General features: G+C 67.2%; 21 protein-coding genes. 8 read left to right on the forward strand and 13 right to left on the reverse strand.

What is annotated here, in order from left to right:
• Positions 1-29: 29 nt before the first annotated feature.
• Positions 30-1,013, forward strand: coding sequence for a CapA family protein (locus tag AC1MDG_RS17865; RefSeq protein WP_479805658.1), 984 nt, complete (start codon positions 30-32; stop codon positions 1,011-1,013).
• Here AC1MDG_RS17865 and AC1MDG_RS17870 read toward each other — a convergent pair.
• From AC1MDG_RS17870 to AC1MDG_RS17890, 5 genes are all read right to left on the reverse strand, one after another.
• On the reverse strand, positions 1,010-1,216 hold the full coding sequence (locus AC1MDG_RS17870) for a hypothetical protein (protein WP_043484102.1): 207 nt from the start codon (positions 1,214-1,216) through the stop codon (positions 1,010-1,012). The genes AC1MDG_RS17865 and AC1MDG_RS17870 overlap by 4 nt on opposite strands.
• 120 nt (positions 1,217-1,336) lie before the next feature.
• Positions 1,337-2,074 (reverse strand): DUF4386 family protein, encoded by a 738-nt coding sequence (locus tag AC1MDG_RS17875; protein WP_479805660.1) that lies wholly within the window; start codon positions 2,072-2,074, stop codon positions 1,337-1,339.
• A 29-nt stretch (positions 2,075-2,103) separates the two neighbouring features.
• Positions 2,104-2,982: a CPBP family intramembrane glutamic endopeptidase gene (locus AC1MDG_RS17880; protein WP_479805662.1), complete on the reverse strand. Its 879-nt coding sequence runs from the start codon at positions 2,980-2,982 to the stop codon at positions 2,104-2,106.
• 102 nt (positions 2,983-3,084) lie between these two features.
• Positions 3,085-5,793 (reverse strand): magnesium-translocating P-type ATPase, encoded by a 2,709-nt coding sequence (gene mgtA / locus AC1MDG_RS17885; RefSeq protein ID WP_479805664.1) that lies wholly within the window; start codon positions 5,791-5,793, stop codon positions 3,085-3,087.
• 16 nt (positions 5,794-5,809) lie between these two features.
• On the reverse strand, positions 5,810-7,903 hold the full coding sequence (locus AC1MDG_RS17890) for a S8 family serine peptidase (protein WP_479805666.1): 2,094 nt from the start codon (positions 7,901-7,903) through the stop codon (positions 5,810-5,812).
• A gap of 448 nt (positions 7,904-8,351) precedes the next feature.
• On the opposite strand from AC1MDG_RS17890, the gene AC1MDG_RS17895 reads away from it, so the two are divergent.
• Together AC1MDG_RS17895 and AC1MDG_RS17900 are read left to right on the forward strand one after the other, a co-directional pair.
• Complete coding sequence (locus AC1MDG_RS17895; RefSeq protein ID WP_043484112.1) at positions 8,352-8,582, forward strand: hypothetical protein; 231 nt, start codon at positions 8,352-8,354, stop codon at positions 8,580-8,582.
• Between the two features lie 81 nt (positions 8,583-8,663).
• A complete protein-coding gene (locus tag AC1MDG_RS17900) occupies positions 8,664-8,903 on the forward strand; it encodes a hypothetical protein (protein WP_479805668.1) in 240 nt (79 codons plus the stop codon).
• A 110-nt stretch (positions 8,904-9,013) separates the two neighbouring features.
• On the opposite strand, the gene AC1MDG_RS17905 is transcribed toward AC1MDG_RS17900, so the two are convergent.
• A complete protein-coding gene (locus AC1MDG_RS17905) occupies positions 9,014-9,580 on the reverse strand; it encodes a type 1 glutamine amidotransferase domain-containing protein (protein ID WP_479805669.1) in 567 nt (188 codons plus the stop codon).
• 210 nt (positions 9,581-9,790) lie between these two features.
• Here AC1MDG_RS17905 and AC1MDG_RS17910 point away from each other — a divergent pair, with 210 nt between their 5' ends.
• Positions 9,791-10,285, forward strand: a complete 495-nt coding sequence (locus tag AC1MDG_RS17910; protein ID WP_479805671.1) for a hypothetical protein — start codon at positions 9,791-9,793, stop codon at positions 10,283-10,285.
• A 75-nt stretch (positions 10,286-10,360) separates the two neighbouring features.
• On the opposite strand, the gene AC1MDG_RS17915 is transcribed toward AC1MDG_RS17910, so the two are convergent.
• From AC1MDG_RS17915 to AC1MDG_RS17925, 3 genes are all read right to left on the reverse strand, one after another.
• Positions 10,361-11,017: a response regulator transcription factor gene (locus tag AC1MDG_RS17915; protein ID WP_479805673.1), complete on the reverse strand. Its 657-nt coding sequence runs from the start codon at positions 11,015-11,017 to the stop codon at positions 10,361-10,363.
• Positions 11,014-12,855 carry a sensor histidine kinase gene (locus tag AC1MDG_RS17920; protein ID WP_479805675.1) on the reverse strand — a complete coding sequence of 614 codons (1,842 nt, stop codon included), beginning with the start codon at positions 12,853-12,855 and terminating at the stop codon, positions 11,014-11,016. Before AC1MDG_RS17920 ends, AC1MDG_RS17915 begins: the two co-directional genes overlap by 4 nt.
• Before the next feature lie 131 nt (positions 12,856-12,986).
• Positions 12,987-13,823 carry a response regulator transcription factor gene (locus tag AC1MDG_RS17925; RefSeq protein WP_479805677.1) on the reverse strand — a complete coding sequence of 279 codons (837 nt, stop codon included), beginning with the start codon at positions 13,821-13,823 and terminating at the stop codon, positions 12,987-12,989.
• A 314-nt stretch (positions 13,824-14,137) separates the two neighbouring features.
• Between AC1MDG_RS17925 and AC1MDG_RS17930 the strand changes: the two genes are divergently transcribed.
• Complete coding sequence (locus tag AC1MDG_RS17930; RefSeq protein WP_479805679.1) at positions 14,138-14,611, forward strand: sensor histidine kinase; 474 nt, start codon at positions 14,138-14,140, stop codon at positions 14,609-14,611.
• A gap of 91 nt (positions 14,612-14,702) precedes the next feature.
• The gene (locus AC1MDG_RS17935) at positions 14,703-16,070 is read left to right on the forward strand and encodes an LssY C-terminal domain-containing protein (RefSeq protein ID WP_479805681.1); all 1,368 of its coding nucleotides are present in this window, start codon (positions 14,703-14,705) and stop codon (positions 16,068-16,070) included.
• A 52-nt stretch (positions 16,071-16,122) separates the two neighbouring features.
• On the opposite strand, the gene AC1MDG_RS17940 is transcribed toward AC1MDG_RS17935, so the two are convergent.
• Positions 16,123-16,920, reverse strand: coding sequence for an IclR family transcriptional regulator domain-containing protein (locus AC1MDG_RS17940; protein ID WP_043484133.1), 798 nt, complete (start codon positions 16,918-16,920; stop codon positions 16,123-16,125).
• 123 nt (positions 16,921-17,043) lie between these two features.
• Entirely contained in the window at positions 17,044-17,880 is an 837-nt protein-coding gene (locus AC1MDG_RS17945) for a shikimate dehydrogenase family protein (protein WP_479805683.1), read from the reverse strand.
• A gap of 152 nt (positions 17,881-18,032) precedes the next feature.
• Here AC1MDG_RS17945 and AC1MDG_RS17950 point away from each other — a divergent pair, with 152 nt between their 5' ends.
• Positions 18,033-19,361 (forward strand): MFS transporter, encoded by a 1,329-nt coding sequence (locus AC1MDG_RS17950; protein ID WP_479805685.1) that lies wholly within the window; start codon positions 18,033-18,035, stop codon positions 19,359-19,361.
• Between the two features lie 228 nt (positions 19,362-19,589).
• Here the strand turns inward: AC1MDG_RS17950 and AC1MDG_RS17955 are convergent, their stop codons facing one another.
• Positions 19,590-20,069, reverse strand: coding sequence for a hypothetical protein (locus AC1MDG_RS17955; protein WP_479805687.1), 480 nt, complete (start codon positions 20,067-20,069; stop codon positions 19,590-19,592).
• 9 nt (positions 20,070-20,078) lie between these two features.
• Complete coding sequence (locus tag AC1MDG_RS17960) at positions 20,079-22,004, reverse strand: primary-amine oxidase (RefSeq protein ID WP_479805689.1); 1,926 nt, start codon at positions 22,002-22,004, stop codon at positions 20,079-20,081.
• Positions 22,005-22,129: 125 nt separating this feature from the next.
• Between AC1MDG_RS17960 and AC1MDG_RS17965 the strand changes: the two genes are divergently transcribed.
• A complete protein-coding gene (locus AC1MDG_RS17965) occupies positions 22,130-22,726 on the forward strand; it encodes a TetR/AcrR family transcriptional regulator (RefSeq protein WP_479805691.1) in 597 nt (198 codons plus the stop codon).
• Positions 22,727-22,837: the final 111 nt, after the last annotated feature.

Here is a 22,837-nt window from a genome sequence, read left to right on the forward strand (position 1 = left end):
GCAGACTGTGGAGGGGCGGGAGGCGGACCATGCGCCTGGTGTTCCTGGGTGACGTGATGCTTGGCCGCCTGGTGAACCAGCAGCTCAGGTCCGTCCCGCCCGCCTTCCCCTGGGGCGATACGCTTCCCGTCCTGGCTCAGGGGGACATCCGGTTCGCCAACCTCGAATGCGTCCTGGCCGACGCCGGGACGCCGCAGCCGGGGAAGGTATTCCACTTTCGCTCGGACGTCCGCAACACGGCCGTCCTGGCCGCGGCAGCCATCGACGCCGTCTCCCTCGCCAACAACCATGTGCTCGACTACGGGACGGACGCCTTCCGGGAGACGCTGCCCGCGCTGGACCGCCGCGGAATCCTTCACGCCGGAGCGGGGCCGGACCTGGAGGCCGCGCAACGGCCCGCGATCATGCGGGCGGGTCCGGCCGCCGTTGGACTCATTGCCTTCACGGACAACCAGCCGGACTGGGAGGCCGGGCCGCACCGGCCCGGGGTCTACTATGTACCGGCGGACGGGCGGCAGCAGGGCGACCCCCGGGTGCGGGATCTGCTGGCCCTGGTCCGCCGCACCAAGGCCCGGGCCGATCTGCTGGTGGTTTCGGCTCACTGGGGCGGCAACTGGGGAGCAGATGTGCCGTCCGCGCACCGGGACCTGGGGCGGGCGCTGGTGGACGCCGGGGCCGACGTCGTGTTCGGGCATTCGGCGCATATATTCCGTGGCGTCGAGCTGTACCGCGGACGGCCCCTCATCTACAGCGCCGGGGACTTCATTGACGACTATGCGGTGGATCCCGAGGAGCGCAACGACCAGTCGTTCATCTTGTGCCTGGAAACCGCCGGGGCCGTGCCCGTCCGGCTGCAGCTCCATCCGACGGTCATCGCCGGGTTCCAGGCGCGGCTGGCCGGGAAGAGCTCACGCCACATCGCACTGCGGATGCAAGGGCTTAGCGCTCAGCTGGGAACGCAGAGTAGGTGGTTCGATGAAGCGAACGTGCTGGAAATACCGGTGGACGGTTAGTCCCGCTTGTCCCGTTCGCTGAATTCCTCATCGAGGTCGAAGTGCCTGAATTCGGTCTCCGGATTCGGTTCGCCCTCGGCCACATATTCATAATCCAGCTGGCGCTGGACCTGGCTGTCGAGGACCTGAAGATCCTTATCCTCAACTTCTGAGAGATCTTCCGGAAACTCGTCTTCCGGGGCTAGATGCAGCTTCTCTGACATGTCGTGCCTCTCTTGGCCAGGAACTGGGGTGCTGTTCTGGCAGCATCCTGGCATTTCCCAGATTATCCGCCCCTGCCAGTGGGCGGAAGACCAGCAGGCGGAAGCCCGGGCGCCGGAAGACTAGCCAGCGGAAGCCTGGGCGCCGGCCTTCCCACGCCCTTTCCCCCGCCATGCCGCGACGAGGAGCCAGCCGGTCCACCCGACGACCAGCACAATGCCGGACAAGGTGGGCAGGGAATTGGATGCGGAGAAACCCTCGGCGCCAATGATCCAGCCCTGCACCAGGTAGGCCGCTCCGGAAAGCACCATCAGGTAGCCGATGAACCGGGAAACCCTGCGCGTGGCGGCGATGGCAACGCCGAACAGGATGAGCGCTGAACCCAGCATGAAGCTCTGGTAGCTTCTGACTCCCCACTCAAGCCACCGGATGTCCTCCGCGGCGGCGAAGCGGAGGGCTTTCTCCCCCTCGGCGGCGCCCGCCCAGGCATCGACGGCATGTTTAAGCGCCACGCCGTCCACGCCCTGCAGGACGCCGTAGAGGGCGAGCGCCGTAATGGCTGCCGCAGCACCCACCCGGACACCCCAGGCCGCCGCTCCGTGACGGACGTTGAGGGCGAAGGCCAGCACCAGCAGTCCGCAGATCAGCAGCGCCATGCCAAGGAACTGCCCGAGGTGGACGGCGATCCAGGCGTCACTGGCGGCATACTCAGCGAACGTCGCGGTGTGGTCGTTGGCGCTGGCCGCGTCCGGATGCCGGAGTCCTGCCAGCAGCGAGACGAGGACGCCGGCGAAGAACAGCGTGGCGGACAGCCGCAGCTCAGGCCGGCGGAGCCCGCCGTCGTTCTTTGTGTCCCCCATGTCCGTAACTCCCTTCTGCCAGCTGACCGTTACGGGTTTGCTGCCCGGTAGGGCCGGATACGCCGCCGGCGCAGGGCATGTCCGCTGCTGCCCTGGCCGGTGGTCCGGGACCTGGCGGCGAGGTAGGCCGCGACCGCCGCGGTCAGCACCACCACCGCCGGGATGAACTGCCACCAGTCCACCGCGTCCATGCCCTGGGACGCGTTCATGGACCCGTGCAGGAGCCCGAGGACCAGGATGCTCCCGCCGGTCCCCACATAGACCATACCCAGTAGGTAGCGCGCCACCAGGGCGAAACCGAAGAGGACTCCCCACGAGAGGGCAACGTCCGCCAAGGGGGTGGCTGTGAACCCGCGCTGCGCGAACGCCTGGGGCAGATGGATCAGCGCGAATGGAATGGCCGTCAGCAGGGAGCCTGTGAGCACGCCCTTCCGGTCCATCAGCCGCCGCTGGACCACTCCCGCCCAGGCCAGTTCCTCCCAGACGTTGCCCAGCAGGGCACCGATGACCACTGCCTTCAGCAGATACAGCCCCGCGGTTGTTGCCCAGCCGCTCCCCGGCTCGCGGAGAGTTCCGGTCACGACGGCGGTCAGCAGCGTCAGGACGGGCAGCGCCAGCAACGCGATGACGTACCAGCCGGCAGCCACGCGCCAGCGGACCACTCCGCTGAAGAGTCGGCGGACGCCGGCGCGGCCTTCCGACGCCGCCGTCACGAAAACCGCGGCCCCCAGCAGGATCAACAGTTCCACCAGGAGCCCGGGAGTGATGTCCTGCAGCAGGATGATGGCCAGGCACTGCGCCAGCCAGGCCAGCGGGATGGCGAGGATCAGGAAAGCGGCAACAGGGTGAGCGGCTACCCGGGAGCGGACGCTTCCCGCGGACTCCGGTGCATGCGGTTCAACGCTCATGATGTGCCTCGGATCCAGGCCAAAATCACCAGATGCTAACAGCTGCAGGGTACGCCGGTTGCGCTGCTGAATCCATGCTTTCCCGCCGGGCCAGGCGCCAGGTCAGCGGGCGCGGGTGCTCCTGGTTTTCCGCTTCCGGCCGCCGCGGACCAACTGTCCGCGCAGCGGGCGCGCAACCGGGGTGCTGAAGCGGGCCGCGCGGCGCGAAATGTGGTGCGTTGGCTGCCTGCGCGGGATGACGGCCGGCCGGACCGGAGGCTGTTGGGCTGTGCGGGCAAAGAACCATCGCTTGGCGAATTCAACCATCACCAGATACACCACCGTCATCCCCAGCAGCGCCAGGAAGAAGGGCGTGGGCAGCGGATCGAACCCCAGAACACCGGCCAGCGGGGACAGCGGAAGGAAGACGCCCAGCGCCACCACCCCCAGGGATGCGCCCAGCAGGCCCGCCGAAGGCCGGCTCCGCGGGAAGGGAACCCGCCGGGTGCGGATGGCAAAGATGATGAGCGTTTGCGTGGCGATCGACTCGATGAACCAGCCGGCCCGGAATTCCCCCGGCACCGCATGGAACGCGAACAGCATCAGGGCGAAGGTGGCGAAGTCGAAGAGGGAGCTGATGGGGCCGAAAAGGAACATAAAACGCCGGATGAATCCGATGTTCCAGTGCGATGGGGCCAGCAGCTGTTCCTTGTCCACGCGGTCCCCCGGGATGGCGAGCTGGCCGGTGTCGTAGAGCAGGTTGTTCAGCAGGATCTGCCCGGGCAGCATCGGCAGGAAACTGAGGACGACGGACGCCGTGGCGGCACTGAACATGTTGCCGAAGTTGCTCGAGGTTCCCATCAGCACGTACTTGATGGTGTTGGCGAAGATCCGCCGCCCTTCCATCACCCCCTCCGCCAGGACGCCCAGGTCCTTGTCCAGCAGCACGACGTCGGCAGCGTCCTTTGCCACATCGGTGGCGCTGTCTACGGAGATCCCGATGTCCGCCGCGTGCAAGGCCAGTGCGTCATTGACGCCGTCGCCCATGAACCCGACCGACCCGCCGCTTTGGCGCAGCAGGCGGATGATCCGTGCCTTCTGCTCGGGCGAGACACGGGCGAAGATGCTCGCCTCGCGGGCCGCCGCGGCCAGTTCGGCATCGGAGAGGGCTTCCACCTCGGCACCGGTGAGTGTCCCGCCGGAGAGCACGCCGAGCTCGTCACAGACCTTCTCGGCGACCTTGGCGTTGTCCCCGGTGGCGATCTTGACCGTGATGCCGAGCGTCTCGAGCTGGTCCAGTGAAGCGCGGGCGTTGGCCTTGGGCCGGTCCAGGAAGACCAGCAGCCCTTCCAGGACCAGGTCTTTCTCGTCGGAGGCTTGAATCGCCGTCATTCCTTCGGCCGGCCGGCTGGCGACGGCCACCACGCGGGATCCCGCGTTGAACTGTTCATCCAGCATCGCCTGCACGCCGGCCGGGGTGTCCACGCAGAGCGCCAGGACATCTTCCGGCGAGCCCTTGGTGACCAGCCGGGCCGCTCCGCCTTCCTCGCTGACCAGCACGCTGGTCCGGCGCCGCAGGTGGTCGAAATCAATGACGTCGAGCCGTTCGTAGCGGTCCGGCTGGAACCCGGCCGCGTCGGCGGAGGCCCAGAGCGCCGCGTCCAGCGGGTTCAGTCCCACCGTGGAGACCTTCGCTTCCGCGTACTCCGCCTCCGTGGCGAGAAGCCCCAGCGTAAACAAATCGGCCGGGGACACTCCGTCCCTGGCGGGCAACGCTGCGGTGAAGCTGATCCTGCCTTCGGTGAGGGTGCCGGTCTTGTCGGTGACCAGCACGTCCATGTCCCCGAGGTCCTCGATGCACACCAGCCGCTTGACCAGCACTTTGCGCTTGGCCAGCTGGCGGGTGCCCGTGGCCAGGCTGGTGCTCACCACGGCCGGCAACAGCTGCGGCGTGATTCCGACGGCGATGGCCAGCGAGAACAGCAGGGATTCAATGACCGGCCGCTGCAGCAGGAGGTTGGCGATGAAGATCAGCGTGGTGAGGACGATGGCCACCTGCAGGAGCAGGAAGGAGAAGCGCTTGAGGCCGAGCTGGAACTCGGTCTGTGGCTGCCGCTCCCCGAGTCCCAGGGCGATCCGGCCAAACTCGGCACGCCCTCCCGTTGCCACCACCACGCCGGTGCAGCTCCCCGATTGGACCACCGTGCCCATGAACAGGCAGGACGTCAGGTCCGCGAGCGCAGCGGTACCGCGGACCGGCGCGGGGTCTTTGCTGACCGGCAACGATTCACCGGTCAGGATGCTTTCATCGCAGAGCAGGTCCTTCGCCGTCAGCAGCCTGATGTCGGCCGGGACGATCGCGCCGATGGCCAGATGCACGACGTCGCCGGGCACCAGGGCGGTAACGCCGACTTCGTCCAGTGTCCCGTCCCGGAGAACCGCGGCCAGGTGGGTGACGCGGGAGTGCAGCGCCTCGGCGGCCCGTTCGGCCCGGAACTCGTTGGTAAAGCCAAGACCCACGCTGACCAGCAGGATCACGCCGATCACGATGGAGTTCGTGGCATCCCCCAGGAAGAGCGACAGCCCGGCCGTGATGGCGAGAAGTATCAGGATGGGGCTGCCCAGCTGCCGGCCCAGCACGGACCACCCGCTGGCCTGATGCGTCCGCACGGCGTTGGGGCCGAGCTCGGCCAGCCGTTTGGCGGCTTCCCCGCTGTCCAGCCCCGTGCTGCCGGACCCCAGCTGGTCAAGGACCTGTTCCACCGGCAGCTGGGCGGCATGCGCCATCGACATTTGCCCGGGCAGCTGCCCCTGGACGTGGGAGTCCGGCACGCGGAGGCCCGGCACGTTAGGACAGCCGCCACACGTAGGCGTAGGGCTGCGGGAACTGCGTGATCCGGAAGGCCCGGACCACGATCCTGGCCTGGCCCGGCGGCATGCCCGTCCAGAGGACCTGTTCCACATTGTTCCGGCGGTCGAAGCCGGCCGTGGTTCCTGAGTTTCCGTGCCGCTCGCTGCCGTCCGCCGCCAGCACAATGAGGTCGAGGTCGTTCTGCAGCTGGGCGCCGGGCGGATCGGACCACACGAGCGTGATCTTCAGCGTCACCCCGGCTGCGGTCAGGGCCGGTTCCGCGGCCGGACCCCGGTTCCGCCTCCCCTTGGCGGCAACCTTGGGGATTTCCTCGGGGATATCGATGGTGAAGGTGTCCTCCTGCCCCTGCTCCAGCGGTCCGCCTTCGCCCAGTCCGGCGTTGCCGGGCTGCCCGGGAAGGACCACGGAGCGGGCCAGGTTGACCCGGCCCCAGCCGGAGTTGCCGTTCGGCGATTCCCCGGCCTCGGTGGGGTTGTACTGTCCCGGCAGGACGTCCGCGCCGTTGACCAGGAGGGCTTTGACCAGGGCCGCACTTGGCGCGTTGAACCCGTTCTTTACCAGGGTCTCGCGCAGCACCGCGGCGCAGCCGGCCACCAGCGGCGTTGCCATGGAGGTGCCGGAGTCAAAGAAGAACAGCGGGTCGGTGGAGGTGCCGAAGGTGTTGCCCATCGGGGCGTTCCGCGACAGCGTGGACAGGATGCTGGTTCCCGGCGCCACGACGTCGGGCTTGATGCGGCCTTCCTTGGTGGGACCGCGGCTGGAGAAGGCCACCATCCCGTCCGGGTTGTTGGCCTGCTTGTCCTTCTTGACGGGATTCGAGGGGAAGTCGCCGGGCCAGTAGGTGCCGTAGGACGGCGCGAATTCCTTGCGGAGGCTTTCGCTGGCACCCACGGTGATGCAGTTCTTCGCCGCGGACTGGGATCCGATGGAGTTCGAGTCCACCGTGCCGTCGCTGTTGCCGTCCACGCCGTCATTCCCCGCCGCAAAGCAGATCACCTGGTCCGGGTGGTTCCACACGAATTCGTCGATCTCCCGGGAGCTCGCGTCGTACGGAAGGTTGAGTCCGGGCACGCCCCAGGAGTTCGTGTGGACGCGGGCGCCGTCGTCGTACGTCTTTTGGAAGAGGTCGTTGAGGTTGACCGGAATGCCGCCCAGGCCGCCGTTGGAGTCGAGGAGGCTCTGCAGGATCAGCAGGGCCTCCGGCGCGGTGCCCTCAATCGCTCCGCCCATGGTGGCCGAGTTTCCCCGGCCCAGCACGGAGCCGGCCACGTGCGTCCCGTGGCCGTGCGGGTCGTCTGCTTTGTCGGGCGCCGTGCGGCCCAGCGCGTAGAGCGTCTGGACCCGTCCGGTGAATGCCGGGTGCGGGTTGCCGGCGTCGCCGGTGTCGAATCCAGTGTCCGCTACGGCCACCACTTCGCCGTCGCCGCGGTATGTTGTCCCGTTGAGCTGCACGTTGGCGTTCAGGATCTCCCGCGCCACGTTGTTGAAGAGCTGGCGCTCGCGCACCGGATGGATCTCGCGGATCTCATCGATTGCGGCCAGTTCCGGGAGCTGGCCCACCGAGGTGGTGATGCGAAGCTTGCCCGGGGTCACCGCCACGGCATCGGGCTCCACCCGCGCGGCCACGGCCACCCGGGCGATCAGCTCCGGGCCGGCCCCGATGCCCGGGTGCAGGAGCAGGTCCACCCTTTCCAGCCGGCGGTCCGGATGCGGTTCGTGGTCCGCCAGCGAGCGCACGTTGCCTGTGTCCGCGCCGCGCGGCAGCAGCGGCGGCGGGATCTTGAAGACACGGGAGTACACGTCCGCCCAGCTCACGAAGGGCAGGGCGCGCACCCTGTCCAGGTCTGCCGGCGGGAACGCCGCCAGGTAGGTGTTGTCCGAGACGTACTCCTGCATCTCGACGTCGATGCCGGCGAGTTCCGCACGTTGTTCCGCTGTCAGCGGCTCCGCGGTCTGGATGAGGATGTGGTCCGACTCCGAGGCGTCCTCGGCAACCAGCCCGGCGTCCCGCAGGGCCCGGTTTTGTGTGATCGGATCAATGGTGATGCCGTTGATGGTGATTTCAGACATGGGTTTGTGCCCCCTGGCGCCCGCCGGAAACAGCCTCGGCACCCGGCGGCCGCATGCGTTCTAGAAGGAGACCCGGGCCCCCGCCGAGCGAGGGCCCCGGAAGGTGAGCGTCAGCATACGCTCGGCGCCCTAGGCGGTCAACGGCGCGTGCGTTGCCGACGGGCGTGTGACGCAGGGCACACAGAAAATTCCACCGAAATGATTGCCTTGCGGGCCGGCGGTCCGCCACACTAAGGGTGGATCCGCAGGAACGGCACACCGTTCCCGGTCCCTCTGCCGGATGCTTGGCACCGGCCCCCGCCCCATCGCAGAATGCCGGGCCCCCTCGAATCATCCCCAGCCTCTACCGGCACTTCTTTTGCCCTACCTAATTTCCGTCCCGGAAACAGCCCGCACAAAATCCACCCTCAGACGCCCACCATCCGTCATCGCGAAAAGAGAGCACCCCATGATCAAGCACCACTCCGACATCCTCCTCGAGATCATCGCCCACGACCCCGCAACGATCGAAAACGACCTCAACAGCGCCGTGGACATCGCCCTCCGGCACGCCATGCAGGAACGCCGCCACGGCGTGCTGGTCACCCAGACCGGCTTCTCCACCTACACCGTGGCCGTCAGCCGCGACGTCCCGTACGGCGAAACCCGCGAACTGCGGCAATGGGGCGCCCTGGCATAAGGACACGCCGCGAGCCGGCGCCTAGGCGCACCGGCACCCCGGCTGTAGCGTGGAACCCTACCTCGAGATCAGGAGCAGTGCATGAGCACGGAACACAACGAGCCCGAAGACATCGTGAGCGACGGCGTCGAGGACGAAACGAGTCCGGTGCCGAGGGAAAAGCCGGAGGGCCGGCCCTCCGGCCGCCACGCCGCATCCGGCCCCGCCGACAGAGGCCCCGCAGGGGCAGGCGGCACCAACCCTCCGGGACCGGCCGAGGAACAGAACAGCGAAACCGCGGACGACCGCGGACTCACCACGGAGCCCAGCTCCAGCGACTAAACCGGACGTGGACGCAGGGCACTTGGACACAGAGGAGGGGCCCGACGGCGGCAATTGCCGCCGTCGGACCCCTCCTCTTTTGCGCCTTCGGGCGTAGTGCGTTGTGCCGGTCAGGCGGTCTGGCCGGCGTGCTCGCCTTCTTCGATCTCTTCGAGCAGTTTGTCATTGAAGGCCTTGAGGTCGCCGGGGTGCCTGCTGGTGACGAAGCCCTGGTCCACCACAACCTCCTCATCGCTCCAGGTGGCGCCGGCGTTCTTCAGGTCGGTCTGGAGCGTGTGGTACGAGGTCAGCTTGCGGCCGCTGACCACACCGGCGTCGATCAGCAGCCAGGGGCCGTGGCAGATGGAGGCCACCGGCTTATGCTGCTCAAAGAAGCTGCGGGCGAAGGCCTGGGCGTCCTTGTCCACGCGAAGGTGGTCCGCGTTGACCACTCCGCCGGGGATCACCAGCGCATGGAAATCAGCGGCGTTGGCCTCGGCCACCGTGATGTCGACGTCGAACGTCTCGCCTTTTTCAGTGCCGTCGTAGCCCTGCAGCTTTCCGGCCTTGGGCGCCACCAGGGTGGGCTCGCCGCCGGCTTCCTTCACGGCGTTCCAGGGGCTGGTCAGCTCCACCTGCTCCACGCCGTCGGTCAGCAGGAACGCTACCTTTTTGCCTGCAATGTTGTGCGCTGACATATGTCCTCCTTGTACCGGTTGCTTTACGGGTTTAACACTAGGAACCCCGGAAATAATAAGCAAGCTGATAATTCTTCCGGCCGGACAAACAGTGCCGGACAAACAGTGCTAGCACGGAAGTCAGGGACAGTGCCCCCGCCGCACCATGGAATCACGGCATCAGGAAAGGATTCCTGGCCGAAACCACCATCACCGCAACAGGAGCAAAAAATGTCCAAGACCGCCGGAACAACGAAGTCCCGCCCGTCCCGCGCCAAGGTCGCACTCGTCTCAGCAATGACGCTGGGACTTGCTGCGGGCGGCGTCGCCCTGGCCGCACCCGCCCAGGCCGCCACCACCAACTACGCCTGCACCGTCACGCCGCTGAAGCCCGTCTTTGCAGGCTTCAACTCCTCGGGCACCAAGCTGGTGGACTACCAGATCCAGGTGCGCTGCTACAACAACCGGTCCGTCTACATCGAGCAGCAGCGCTGGGAAAGTGACGACTGGCCCAACGGCGACGACCACCTCGGCAACTCCAGCTTCAGCCGCTCCGTCGGCTACTACAGCGGAATTGTCACCATCCACAACGTCCGCACCCTGACCAACACGGAGATCGGCAATGAGGAGGTGTACCAGAAGGTCCGCCACCAGGAGGGGGCCGGCGGTGTCTGGTCGCCGTTCACGGGCTGGAAGAGCAGCGGCACCACGTCCATGTCCAACTAGCTCCACGCCCGGCCGCGTCAGCGTCCCGGCTGACCAGCAACCGGCGGCTGTCCCTCCAGGACGGCCGCCGGTTTGCTACTGCTGGCGCAGGTAGGTGAGCACGGCGAGGACCCGGCGGTGGTCCTCGGGTTCGGGCCGCAACCCCAGCTTCAGGAAAATGCTCCGGATGTGCGCCTCCACCGTCCGCTCCCCCAGGAACAGGGTCTTCCCGATCGCCTGGTTGGTGCGCCCCTGCGCCATCAGCTCCAGGACGTCGCGTTCCCGGCTGCTGAGCTCATCCTCCCGCTGGTGGCCGTTGTGCGGCCGGGCCACCATCCGTGCCACCAGTTCAGGATCGACGGCCGTCCCGCCGGCCGCCACCCGGTGCAGGGCGTCGATGAAGTCGTCGATGTCCGAGACCCGCTCCTTGAGGAGGTAGCCCAGGCCTTTCGCACCGTTTCCCAGGAGCTGCATGGCGTTATCCGTCTCCACGTATTGGGACAGCAGGAGGACCCCCGTTCCGGGCTGGTCGCGCCGGATCGCCGTGGCGGCCTGGATGCCTTCGGTGGTGAAGCTGGGCGGCATGCGGATGTCCACCACGGCAACATCCGGCTGCCGGGCTGCCACGCAGCCCAGCAGTTCCTGGGCGTCCGCAGCCTCGCAGACCACCTCCAGCCCCTCGGATGTGAGCAGCGCGGCCAGGCCGCGGCGGAGCAGCGCCGAGTCGTCCGCGATGGCGACGCGCAGTGTCATGGCATGTCCTCCGTAGGGTCGGCCGAGAACGGCAAGGTTGCCGCCACCGTTGTTCCGCGGCCATCCGGGCTGGTGACCGTCAGGGAGCCGCCCAGCGCTGCCGCCCGGTCGGCCAGCCCCACCAGCCCGCCGTCGGAACCGGGGGTTGCCCCGCCGATCCCGTCGTCCGTCACGTGGAGCCTGAGTGCGGCGTCGGAGCCCTGGACGCCGATCTGCAGGTTCGAGGCGCGGGCGTGCTTGGCCGCATTCGTCACGGCCTCGGCGCAGATGAAATACGCCGCGAGTTCCACCTGCGGCGGCGGCCTCTGCGGGAGGTGGATGTCCAGCTCGATGGGCAGCGCGGAGCGCTCGGCGAGCGCCCTGAGGGAGCCGCCCAGCCCCCTTTCCCGCAGCGACGGCGGGTAGACGCCCCTGGCCAGCTCACGAAGCTCCGCCAGTGCGAGGGCGAGTTCGTCGCTCGCCTGATCCACCAGTTCCTTCATCTCCGCCGGGCTTGCAGCCCGCCTCGCCCTGGCAAGGTCCATGGACACCGCAACCAGACGCTGCTGGGCGCCGTCGTGGAGGTCCCGCTCGAGCTCACGACGCCGGGCGTCCCCGGCCGTGACAATGCGTTCCCGGGAGCGGCGGACTTCCACCAGCTGGTCCCGCAGCTGCTGCTCCATGTTCTGGTTGTCCAGGGCCAGGGAAGTGGCGCTCCGCACGGCGGCCATCAGCTGGGGCTGGTCCCGGAGGGCTTCGTCGAAAACCAGCGCCCCTACAGGCGTGCCGTTGCGCTCCAGCACCATGGCCGCCCGTCCGGATCCGTCCTCCGGCACCGCGCGGGGCACGCCGTCGTCGTCCACGAACCCGGACAGCGCGGGCGACCACCGCCACAGGCTGAGGGTAGGGTCCCGGACGGACCTGCGCAGGGCGCGGATGAGCCGGTCGCTGACCGGTGCCATCCCGATCTCCACCATCAGCTCGCTGAGTGCGCCGCGGGCGAACCGGTAGCGCCACAGCCCCAGCAGGACAGCGAGCGGGACGATCGCCGTCGCCGGGTACTGCCAGAGCAGTGCCTCGTTGGAGAGGGAACCGGTCAGCTGCACCACAGCGAGGGACACCCAGACGGTGGAGGCGGTCTTGATGATCACTGCCAGCCACAGCGGCAGGAACGCCGCCCGGTACGCCGGCGAACCGGAGCGCCAGCGGGACACCAGCACGGCCACAATCGCCACGCCGATGCCTACCTGGACAATGCGGGCAGCGTCCCCGATGGCGCTGGTCAGCGGCGGGCTGTCCCACAGCAGGAACAGGTTGCGGGAGGTGGACTCCCCCGCCGTGATGTGCAGCCGCGGATCGAAAAACGCCCAGCTCGCCACCGCGATGGCCGCCCAGGCGGCAAAGAAGAACACGACGGCCGCCCGTTCCGCCCGCGAGCGCAGGACGCCCGAGGGGAAGCTCAGCGCGAGCTGGAGCAGCGGCGGCTGGTACATGAGCGTCAGCGCCACACCGGCGGTGAACAGGACCGGGTCGCTGGAGCGGCGCACTCCGGCGGCCAGCCACAGCAGCCCGGCGACCACCAGCAGCAGCCCGGGGTTCCGGTTGGGCCGGGTCTGCCACGCGGCCACACCGGCCAGGACAAAAGCCAGCCCCACGGCGACGAACATGGAGAGTTCAACGACGGAGAAGGGTGCCCTGTCCGGGTTCTCGCCCCAGCGGATGACTCCCTGGGCGTTGAGCACTCCCAGCGTCCGGGCGGGATCCTGCAGGGCCGCCGGCGCCCAGTCGATCGAGATCAGCACCAGGGCCAGGACGCCCACGGTGGCAGCCACTACCAGAACCAGTTGCTTGGGAGTCACGGTGCTTCCCTCCGCCAAGCTTAAGAATCCCATGTCCAGGAGTCCCCGGCCATAGTCCGGGACTACAGTCCGGGACTATAGTCCGGGGCCGCAGTCCAGGACTACAGTCCGGGACTGCCAGGCGGACGGGGTCAGCCGGCGGCCAGTTGCGGCGCGAGCCGGTAGCCGATCCCCCTGACGGTTTCCACCCACCGCGGCGAGCGCGAGTCGTCGCCCAGCCGCTTCCGCAGGTTCCCCATGTGGACCTCGACGGCGCGCTCTTCGGCGGTACTGACATAGGAACCGGTGTCGTACGGTTCGTTCCGCAGGCGGCGGACCAGGTCGGCCTTGGTCTGGACCAGCCGTCCGTTCTCCAGGAGCACCAGGAGGAGGTCGAACTGCGTCCGGGTCAGTTCAACCCGCAGTCCCCCGAATTCCGCGGTCCTGGTTCCCTCGTTCAGCGTGAGCCCGTTGTGCTCGAAATCGGCGGGATCGGACTCGTCATGGGCGCCCTGCCGGAGCCCGGCCGACGCCATTCCGGCCGGACGCGTCGCTGCCGCCGGCGCCTTGGCGACTGGCCCTGGGTCACCGCCAGGTCCGGCCGAGGTCCCGGCAGCCTGCCTGGGGCGGCGAAGCATCGCTGCGATCCTGGCCCGAAGCTCGCGGGGACGGAAGGGCTTGGTCAGAAAGTCATCCGCCCCTGCTTCGAAACCCATGATGGCGTCGGCCTCGTCCACCCGTCCCGTCACGATGACCAGGTAGGCGTCGCTGAACGTGCGGATACGGCGGGAGGCCTCAAGTCCGTCGAAGTCCGGAAGCCCCAGGTCCATGGTGACCACCACGGGGTTGTGCCGCCGGACAGCCTCAACCCCTTCGAGCCCGGAGGACGTCGCGTAAACGGAGAACCCTGATTGCAACAGCACTTCCCTAAGGGAATTCCTGACGTCGTCGTCATCCTCTACAACAACGGCAATACCGCGTTCTTCCATCTATGCCCCCATAGTCCTTCGGTTGGTCACCCTCATATTCGGCGGCGGAAGCCCCACGGATGGGTATTTCCACTATCTGGACTTATGGGGTTGGTGATGAGCCTACACAGGGAGGGTCACAGGTCATTGCCGCAGAATAAAATCTTGCGCATCTCTTGAGTCGGCCCCGGGAATCCCCGGGAACTTGAGCCAAAATTGCGTCAAAGTCGCGTCATTCATGATTACGCCGGACCACCCTTGAGTCATACATCCAGGCGGGAACCCAGCACCCGTGAGAAGGAAGCATCACAGGCTGCAAGGAAGCAGGACTGGCCATGAAAAAGGCTCCAGCGGTCAACGAGGTCGCCGCAATCCACGGCGTCATTACCGACCAGGCCCCGGTGGATTTCCACAGCCTCGGGCTCGCCGGCTGCATCGACCGGCTCGCTGCCCCGCTCAGGGAACAGGGGACCACCGTGCGGTGGGAGACGCCGCACCACGGCATCGAAATACCGGCCGGCAGTGCCGGGCTGCTCTACCACGCCGCCCAGGAGGCGCTGAGTAACGCCTTCAAATACGCTGGCGCCACCGAACTGACCGTCCGGCTCGCGGCGGTGCATCACGGCATCCGGCTGACCGTGGCCGACAACGGCAGCGGCTTCGACCGCACAGAACGATGCGGGAGCCGGCCGCAGGGTTTCGGTCTGCTTCTGATGTCCATCGCGGTGCATGAAGCCGGCGGCACCGCAACCATAGACACCGCGCCCGGCCAGGGCACCTGCATCACGGTCACGCTTCCGCTGGACTGACCGCCACGCTTCACAGGGGGAAACACCATGCATCTCAGCCCGGGCCGTTGCGCCCACGGAACCACCCACCAGCTCCAGTATTATTTTGCGCATGACCAGGGCTACGGTGAACGTGCCTGCCGCGGGCGTTTCCCGCACAGCACTCGATACCGCCTGGGACCGGATCTTCTTCCTGGTCGGTGGTGCCGCGGCCGTCTGGTTGACCTATCTTCTCCTTGAGCTCAGCTTCCAGTGGGGCTGGGGCCAGATCTGGTTTACGTTCGTCTTCTGGGCCATGCTCGCCTACCTCGTGCTGCCCAGGCTGCACTCGATCCTGACCCGCCTCTATGTGCCCGATTACTTCATCGGACGCGCCCGCACCAGCGACGGGCTGCTCGGCGATCCCGTGAATGTTGCCCTGCTCGGCTCCGAAGCCCAGCTCCACCAGGTGATGCGCCGGGCCGGCTGGACCGTCGCCGACGACGTGACCCTGGCCAGCAGCTGGAGGATCGTCAACTCCACCGTGCTGCGCCGGAGCTACCTCGAGGCCCCGGTCAGCCCGCTCTTCCTGTTCGGCCGGCAACAGGACTTCGCGTACCAGCAGGAGGTGGACGGCAACCCCGGCAAGCGCCACCACGTCCGCTTCTGGCGGTGTCCGCCCGGCTGGCTGCTCCCCGGCGGCGTGGCTGCGGACTGGCTGGCCGCCGGCACCTATGACCGCAGCGTCGGCTTCTCGCTGTTCACCCTGCAGGTCACGCACAAGATCGACGAACACACTGATGATGAGCGGGACCATGTCGTCGCGTCCATTTCGGACGCCGAGCCGGCGGCCAGCGTCCGGGTGATCCTGGACTTCTCCACCGGCTACCACAGCCGCAACGGCGGCGGCGATGAAATTGCCACCGACGGCGACCTCCCGGTCGTTGACCTGCGCGCGACGGCGGTGACCGGACATACCGTGCCACGCCTCCCGAGCGACAGCCGGAACAGGCGCCCCGCCCCCACCATCATCGGAGCGGTCCTTGTGGCCGGCCGTGCGCTGGCCGCAGCGGCACTGGCCCTATCCATCATGCTGTTCCCCGCCGCCCACCTGGAGCCGCTCCTGCAACCCGGCGGCGGAGCCGGAGGCTCCGGGACCGGCCTGACCATGGACCAGGCGCAGCTGGCGCTCTACCTTGGGCTGGCCGTGGTGGTCGTCTTTGCCCTCGCGGAACTGCTCCTGGCCTGGTACGTCTTCCTGGGATGGAACTGGGCGCGCACGCTCACCATGGCCGTCAGCACCGCAGCGATCGGACTGCAGGTTATTGACGTTGCCAACGGAGGTCCCGGAATCACACTGCAGACCAACCTCCCCGGCCTCACCCTGGATATCCTGCTGATCCTGGCGCTGTCCAGCGAGCGGTCCCGCATCTACGCCCGCCGCGACCGGAAGGAACCAAAACGGATTGCTGCCCGGCCCGGCGGCCGCGCGGCGATCTGACCGTTGTCAGACCGTTGACGGGTCCGTGTTCGCGCCGTGGCGCGTGATCATGTCATCCCCGGTGTGCAGAAGTGAGCGGTGCGGCTGCGCGGCCGCCGTAGTCGTGGCCAATCTGCCTCGCGGCGTCCTGCAGCAGCGGGACCACCGTTTTTTCGATGGCCTCCGCCGGCGCCCGGTGCGTCTGGAGGGACACATTGACCGCGGCAACCACCTCGTGGCCCCGCCAGACCGGAACGGCCACGCCGCGGAGGCCTTCCTCCAGTTCCTGCGAGACCATGGACCATCCCTTGGTCCGGGCCTGGTCCACTTCGGCCTGGAGCTGGTCGAGGCTTCCGATCGAGCGTTCGGTGAACCGCTGGAGCTGGACGGAGTCGAAGTAAGCCTTCAGCTCGGCGTCGGACAAGGCACCCAGGAGGACGCGGCCCATGGAGGTTGCCCAGGCGGGAAACCGGGTGCCCACGCTGATGGAGACACTCAGGAGCCGGGGTGACGGAACGCAGGCGACATAGACGACGTCCGTGCCGTCGAGGATGCACAGGGATGTCGTTTCATTAAGCTCCGCGGCCAGCGATTTGAGGTGCCGCTCGGCGATTCTCGGGAGCGCAAGGTTCGCCAGGAAGGACTGTCCGATGTCCAAGGAACGGGGCGTCAGTTCGAAGTACGGACCGTCGGCACGAAGGTAGCCCAGGTCAGTCAGCGTCAGCAGGAACCTCCGGGCGGAGGCCCTGGTCATGTCCGACTTTGCGGCGACCTGGGAAACAGTCAGGCGCGGCTCGTCCGGGGCGAAGGAACGCAGCACGTCAAACGCCTTTTCCACCGACTTCACGAAGTACTCGGGTTGCTCCGCCATGGAATCGCTTGCCCTCCCTGAAGCTCGATCTCGGCATCTGCAGGCGCGCGGCCGCAGGCTAATTCCGATCATATCCGGATAAAGCAGGGCGGAATCCGCCGGGCAGTCCGGTTTCAGCTCCTGTCAGTTCTCCGTCCGGATGACAGTCAGTGTCCGGCCCAGGAGGGCGCCGGTCTCCGACTTCAGTCCAAGGATGGGGATCATGGCCTCCGCCTGCGCCCGCAGGTGGTCCCAGCCGTCCGCGCAGGGCAGGCTCTGCGCCCTCGCGGCGGCGATGGTGGCCGTCGTATGTCCGGCGTAGACGAAGTCATAGACAAAGGCGTCCGGTGAAAGCTCCGCCGATCCCCAGGCCGGTTCGTCGGCTGAGCTCTTGCCGAGGGGCGTCGCATTGACGATCAGGGACGCGCCCGGCGCTGAATCCCGCGCCTCGTCCCACGGCACCGCACCGGCCTTCATGCCCAGGCTGGTGGCGAGTTCCAGCAACTGCTGCGAGGCACGAGGATCCTTGTCCGTCACCGTGACCCGGTCCGCCAGTCCCGCCAGGGCGACCAGTGCTGCGCGCGCGGCGCCGCCCGCCCCAAGCATCAGGGCGTGGCGCTGGTGCCGGCCGTCCAAAAGTTCGGCGAAGGCGGTGATGTCCGTGTTGTGGGCACTCAGCCGCCGGCCGTGCCGGACCAGCAGGTTGGCGGCTCCGCTGATCCGCACTTGTTCGGTGACGGTGTCAGCTGTGCCCGCGGCCCACTGCTTGTGGGGCATCGTCACGTTTGCGGCCACGACGTCGGCCTCCAGCATCGCGGCGCGGACGCCGGACATGTCCTGTCCGGCCGGGACGTCCCATGCCTCGTAGGTCCAGCTGATTCCAAGCTGTTCGAGGACCGGACACCAGAGCCCGGGCGAGATGGCGGCCGAGGCTTCCGAGCCGATGAGGAACAGCCGGTGGGCCGGTGGGTGGTTTTCCATGGGGGCACCTTTCGCTTGGGAGACTCAGCCGGGGTGTTGTGAGGCACCTCACCTCTGCGCTACTCTTTCTATAATCGCATACCGCACAGCTGTTCGGAATGCGCACAACCCACCACACGATAACCGTCTTTCAGCGCGGAAGGGCCAGCACCATGACAAACACAGCTACAGGCGCCAGCATCGGAGCCGATCAGCGCCAGCTCAAGCGGGCCAGGAAAGCAGCCCTCGCCGCGTTCCTCGGCGGCGCCCTTGAGTACTACGACTTCTTCATTTACGCCACCGCTGCGTCGCTGGTCTTTTCCAAGATCTTCTTTCCGGCAGGCGACCCCACCGTCGCCCTGATCGCTTCCTTCGCCACCTTCGGTGTGGCCTACGTTGCACGCCCCTTCGGAGCGGTGGTCTTCGGCCACCTGGGCGACAAGATCGGCCGCAAGAACACCCTGGTGCTGACGCTGGTGCTGATGGGTTCGGCCACGTTCCTCATCGGCGTGCTGCCCGACTTCAACACCGCCGGCTACTGGGCCCCTGCCCTGCTGGTGCTGCTGCGCCTCATGCAGGGCCTCTCCGCAGGAGCCGAAACGGCCGGTGCCTCGGCACTGTCCACCGAGGAGGCCCCGGAAGGCCGCCGCGGCTTCTTCGCCAGCTTTGCGATGAGCGGCATCTCCGCCGGCATCGTTCTGGCCTCCCTGGCGTTCCTGCCCGTGGCTGCCATGAGTGAAGCCGACCGCCTCGCCTGGGGCTGGCGCATCCCGTTCTGGCTCTCGTTGATCGTGCTGATCGTCGCGTACCTGGTCCGCCGCTCGCTCGAGGAACCCGAGGTGTTCGAGGAGAAGCATGATCACGGCGAGCTGGTGAAGCTCCCCTTCGCCAAGATGTTCAAGACGCATCCGGCGCAGTTCTTCCAGGTGGCCCTGATGTCCTTCGAGACCGTCACCAACACCTTTATGCAGTCCTTTGGCCTGGCCTACGCAGTATCCGTCGGCGTTCCCGCCTCCACCATGCTGTGGGTCAGCATCACCGGCAACGTCCTCGCCATGGCAACCCAGCCGCTGATGGCCTGGTTCTCCGACAAGTACGGCCGCCGCCCGGTCTTCATCACCGGCGTCCTCGGTTCAGGTGCCATGATCTTCGTGTACTTCTCCGTGATCTCCACCGGCAACGTGCCCATGATCTTCCTGACCAGCACCCTGATCACGGCCGGCACCTACGCCATGTCCAACGCCATCTACCCGGCCTGGTTCTCGGAGCTGTTCAACGTGAAGGTCCGCTATTCCGGCATGGCCATCGGCCTGCAGGTCGGCATCCTGTGCGCCGGCTTCACCCCGCTGCTCGGCACTGCACTCGTCGGCGCGGACAAGGCAAACTGGGGCCCCGCCGCCTGGATCGTGGCCGCGTCCTCCCTGCTGGCCGTCGCCGGCGCCTTCTGGGCCCGCGAAACCAGCAAGACCCCGCTGCGCGAACTGGGCAACTCGGTCCGCTGAGGAACAGGCGGTTGAGCCTGCCCGGAACCCCAATCCCGGCAGGCTCAACCAGCCGTGTCCCCTGCCGCGCCGGGACTTTGTCCTCTGCGGCCTTTTGCCATCGCCACGGACCCGCAGCACTGGGCCTCCTGGCGGGTCAACCTCGGAGAGGCCAAGAAAGTAACGGGCGACGGCGGTGCCGGCACCGTGGTTGAGCACAGTTACCTGATGGCCGGCGTTGGCGGAGCGCTAAGCCCCTGCCAGCGGGCGGCGCAGCCTGGCCAGCAGCGTCGCGGCGAGGAGCGCCGTCGTGATTTCCATGGCGATGATGGCGAGCATCCCGCCGGCGGCAGAACCGGCAGCGGAAACCGCGGTTTCCGCTGCCGGGATACCGGAGACCCCGTGGTTGTGGCCGGCCGACCCGCTGCCGGCTCCCACCCCCAGCAACAGGACAGCGTGCAGGGCGGCCATCGCCAGCGCGCAGGCCATCACCTGCCGGAGGGAACCCGGCCGCCCGTCGCGCCAGATGTGGACCGCGCACGGCAGGCATACGCCCACCATGGCCAGCATCAGCAGGTTCATCCATATTCCGTGGTGGTTTCCCGTGACCAGCCAGAGGTGCACCAGGCAGGACGCAACGGTCGCGGCGGCAATGGCGCGCATATGGAGGACAGGGCGGGGGCGGAGGATGGGGCCGGCGGGGCGGCCCCATCCTCGCAGGACAGTCATGCTGGGTGCCTAGCCGTGGCAGTGCCCGCCGGCGGCGGGCCCCGTGTTCGGGTTGGCGGGAACATCCAGCACCGGGCTGCGGTCAAAGAACCCTTCCGGGCGCAGCTTGAAGCCCACCGTGTCCACCGGCATGATGGGCCAGTCCTCGATCCGGGGGAAGTGCGTCAGCCCGAAAGTGTGCCACACCACGATGTCCTGGCCGTCGATCTCGCGGTCCTGGGCGATGTAGGCCGGCAGCCCCGCTCCCCCGGAGTGCTGGTTCACGAAGTCGCCGGTGGGGTACCGCTCGTCCTCCGCAAACCGGGTGACCCACAGGTCCTTGGTGGCGAACGCCGCCCGGCGCGCGATGGAGGAATCCGGATCCGCGAGAAGGGTCGGCTGGCCCTGGGCATGCAGCTTGTAGCCCACGGGTTCGCCCAGCCGGTTGCGCGACTCCGGGTTGGAGATGATCCAGGTCCTCCCGCTGCGGGCATCGGCTTCCCGGACGGCTTCGGATTCCCGGCTCAGCACGGTCCTCTTCCGGGAGAACGCGTTGCCGCGTTCGTTGCCTTCGCCCATGGGCTGCCGGACCACATCCTCCTCCTCGACCCGGTTGCTGAAGCCGTCGATCGCCATATCCAGGCGGGCGCTGAAGAGGTGCTGGTGGAACGGAGCGCCGAGCCCGGGTGCCAGCTGGGAGATGTTGGCCGAACCGCCCTCCGGGTAGGCGGAGGTGAAGACGACGCCGGTGGCCTTGGCCTCGAATTCGATGGTGCCGTCGAGGTAGAGGTACCAGTAGAAGCCGTAGTCGTAGTTGCCGATGGTGGTGAAGAAGGAGATCACCAGGCGGCGGTTGCGGCGGGTGTAGTTGATGCCCGTCCAGAGGTCGCTGTGCTTGGCCAGGATGCCCCAGTCCTCCTCATGCATGCAGATGCCGTTGCGGATTTCGCGGGGGTTGCCGAACGCGTCGCTGATCACCGGGCTGAGGTAGGTGATCTCGCCGAGGCAGTCGCAGCCCAGTTCGAGCGAGTTGGCATACTGGCCCACAAGGTATTCGCCGGTGTCGAAGTAGTTCTGCCAGGACCGGATCGGCGACGGATCGCCGTACGGGACCACCATCTCGGCGATGGAGCCGCGGTTGATGATGGGGCGCTTCCGGTCGCCGTCCTGGAAGGCCAGGTTGTGCAGCACCACGCCCTCGCGGACGTCGAAGCCGACGTCCACGCTCCACTTTTCCCACTCCACGTGGTTGCCGCCGGTGACGGTGAAACTGGGCCCCTCGGGCTGGGTGATGTGGAGCGGCTTCTGGGTGGTGCGGAGCGGGCCGGTGAGTTCGGGGTCGGTGTAGTTGCCGTGCTCGGCCGGAATCGGGACAACCCCGGTGTCCAGGACCTGCGTGACTTCCTTGCTGACCACGTCGACGTACGCCACCAGGCCGTCGACGGGATGCGCCCAAGCGCTGTCCTCGGGGAAGTCCTGGACGAACGCCAGCCCGCGGAGGATGCGCCTGCCCTTTTCCTCCGGGTACTCAAAAACACCGGCCGAGAGCGGAGCAACACGGACCTTGCCGACGTCGAGTCCACGGTCGGCCAGCGCCTTGAGCCACCGCTCGTCGGACGCCAGAAGGGCCTCGACCACTTCGAATTCCTCTTCCAGTACAGGAAGTTCGCCGGCGACGGCGGTGTCCAGTTCGACGGCGGAAATCACCTCGCCGCGCGTCACGGAGACCGTTACGTCAACGGGGCGGCCGCCGGAAACATCGTGGATGAACACGCGGAAGCGCCGGTCCTCGGAATTCCCGGCGCTGCCCCGGGCGGGGTCCAGCAGGCCGAGGTAGGCGATCCGCTTCGCCGGGTCCAGCAGTCCCCCGGCGCGGAGAATGCCCTGGACTTCGGTGATTTCAGCACCGGCTGCCAGGCGGTACGGGGTGACTGTGTCAGTTGGTGCAAGTGTCATGCGCTCGACCTTTGTCCGGGACCGTGTTGGGGTCGGAATTTTTATTTTCTATAGTTGTAGAGAATAACCGTCCGTAAGATGGCTCACAATAGCCAGCCGCAAAAAATTTCCGGGGGAGCACCACCGTGCCAAAGATTGTCGACCATGATGAACGGCGCCTGGAACTGGTGGATGCCACCTGGCGGATCATCGCCCGGCTGGGTATCGAAGGTGCCACCATGCGGGAGATCGCCCTGGAGGCCGGCTTTGCCAACGGCGCCTTGAAGCCGTACTTCCCCACCAAGGACACGCTGCTGACATTTGCCTTCGGGCACGTCTTCAACAGAACCAATGAGCGCATCCGGGAAGTGACCGCAGGCAAGGCCGGGATTCCGGCGCTCAGGGCTTTTTGCGTCGAGGTGCTGCCGCTGGACTCCGAGCGCGTCAATGAAGCGCGGATCGTGGTCCCGTTCTGGCAGAAGGCAATTAACGATCCGGAAAAGGCTGCCATCCACCGCGAGTCCATGGACCAGTGGCACGCCGCAATCCTGGGATACCTGGCCGAGGCCAGGACGCAGGGCGACGTGCATGCCGCCGTCGACGACCCGGCAGTTGCCGGCCACCTGCTGAACATGCTGCTGGGCGCGCAGATCGCCGCCGCCCTGGCCCCCGACGGCCAGGCGGATCCGGGCCTGAATGATCAGCTGGAAGCATTCCTGACCCTGCTGCAGACGCGTCCGTAATTCTTTTTTCGACGTTCGTCGAAAAAAGATGACAACGCCGGCCAACAGCGCTAACCTGAAATGACTGTGTCGTAGGACACAGTATTGGGGACCACTATTCAGATGGCTATC

The organism is Arthrobacter sp. AIWTK1, from assembly GCF_056680535.1.